Annotated in this window: 2 protein-coding genes and 1 pseudogene; 1 reads left to right on the top strand and 2 read right to left on the bottom strand. The window is 74.5% G+C overall.

Annotated features, from left to right (window positions below; genetic code table 11):
* Together H5J29_RS31720 and H5J29_RS35615 are read right to left on the bottom strand one after the other, a co-directional pair.
* A partial coding sequence (locus H5J29_RS31720) for a TtfA family protein (protein WP_181784606.1) occupies positions 1 to 635 on the bottom strand: 635 nt, incomplete at its 3' end.
* Positions 636 to 742: 107 nt separating this feature from the next.
* A complete protein-coding gene (locus tag H5J29_RS35615; protein WP_246394540.1) occupies positions 743 to 1,069 on the bottom strand; it encodes a hypothetical protein in 327 nt (108 codons plus the stop codon).
* An 18-nt stretch (positions 1,070 to 1,087) separates the two neighbouring features.
* On the opposite strand from H5J29_RS35615, the pseudogene H5J29_RS31715 reads away from it, so the two are divergent.
* Positions 1,088 to 1,573 (top strand): annotated as a pseudogene (locus tag H5J29_RS31715) (HNH endonuclease family protein); the annotation flags it as partial.
* Positions 1,574 to 1,679 lie beyond the last annotated feature (106 nt).

The following is a 1,679-nucleotide window of genomic DNA, read 5'->3' as shown; positions in this document are numbered from 1 at the left end:
GCGGTGGCCACCTGGGCCAGGTCGGCGAGCAGGTCCTGGGCGCGCTCCGGGCTGGCGTCCACCGGGGCGGCGGCGAGCACCCAGGCGTCCTCGGCCCAGAGCAGCTCGATGTCGTCCCCGACCGCGTCGGCCGCGTCGGCGACCCGCTGGGTGAGCAGCGGACGGATCGCCTCCGCGTCGGAGACGAAGGAGTAGCGCTCGCCGACCGGCTCGAGGAGGTCCAGCCCGGCGCCGCCGTCGGAGTCCGGCAACGGCGCGGACGGCAGCCTCAGCTCGACGGCGGCGGGCAGCGGCTCGCGGAGCTCGACGGCCACGACCACGGCGTTGGTCCGGCCCTGCTGCTCGTGGTCGAACAGGTAGCCGGTGCGGCCGCCCTCCGGCGTCGGCACGATGCCCGTGGCCAAGTAGCGGGCGATGCCCGGCCCGCCCTTCTGCACGGTGCCGTACCGCCAGCGACTGGGCAGCACTGGATCGGTCTCGTGGTACTCCCAGTCGTGCACGGCCGCCCACCGCTTGCGATCGCGGGCGGCAGGCTCGGCCGCCCCGCCCGCCCGGCGGTCGGCGAGGATCAGGGCGACGCCTCCGACCAGCGCCACCACCGCGATCAGGAACCACACCCACGACGGGATACCCACCCCGCGACCCTAGCGCCGCGCGGGCCTCCCGTCCGGGAACGCCACGATCACCCGACCGGGCAACTCACCGAACGTGACCGACGGCGCGCCGAGCGGCACTGATCGACTCAGCCTGCGGTGGCCTGCTTGCCGTACTCGACGGCGGCGTCCCGAACCAGGTCCGCGGGCACCGCCCGGACCGCACGAAGGGCCGAGTCCACGCCCAGGTCGGCGGTCCGGTTGAGCAGCTCGGCCAGGGACGCGGACCTCGCGAGGACGTCCTGCGCCTCCGTGACGAGCGCCGCCAGCAGACGGTCGAGCTCCAGGACGAGCCTGCCCCCGAGCTCCACCGCGGCGGTGACGACCTCGGCCATCAGCAGCGGGAAGGCCAGACCCGAGGTGGCCAGCATCGCGAGCACCCACCGCACCGCCGTGGCCAGGAAGTCCGCGACCAAGTCCCTGACCAGCGCAACGACGTCCTCGCCCGCGACCTGACCGGCGAGACCTTCAAGCCGGGGACGCGGGACTGCGTCGTGCTCACGGGGGTGCTGGCCGACCCGTACACCGGCAGGACCATCCCGTTCACCCGCGGCCAGGACACGAGCACGGCGGTGCAGATCGACCACGTCGTCGCGCTGTCGGACGCCTGGCAGAAGGGCGCCCGGCAGCTGGACCCGCAGACCCGCGAGCGGCTGGGCAACGACCCGCTCAACCTGCTGGCCGTGGACGGGCCGACCAACAGCGGCAAGGGCGACGGCGACGCCGCCACCTGGCTCCCGCCCCAGCGCGGGTACCGGTGCGCGTACGTGGCCCGGCAGGTCGCCGTGAAGGCCAAGTACGGGCTGTGGGTCACCCAGGCCGAGCACGACGCGATCGGCCGGATCCTGGGCGGCTGCCCCGGTGAGCCGATCCCGGTGGACGACACGGTGCCCGGCGGGGTTCACTCGATAGGGGCGTAAAACCCGGTCCCCGGCGGGCGATACGCCGGGTGACGGGGGTTCACACGGTGGTCCGGGGGGACACGATGGCCGAACAGGGTGGGACGGACGCGGTGCCCGCACCGCG

The sequence above is a fragment of the Pseudonocardia pini genome (assembly GCF_013870575.1).
In the GTDB taxonomy this organism is placed as follows: domain Bacteria; phylum Actinomycetota; class Actinomycetes; order Mycobacteriales; family Pseudonocardiaceae; genus Pseudonocardia; species Pseudonocardia pini.
Note: the sequence above shows the minus strand (reverse complement) of the source record. Positions and strands in the feature narration are given on the sequence as shown.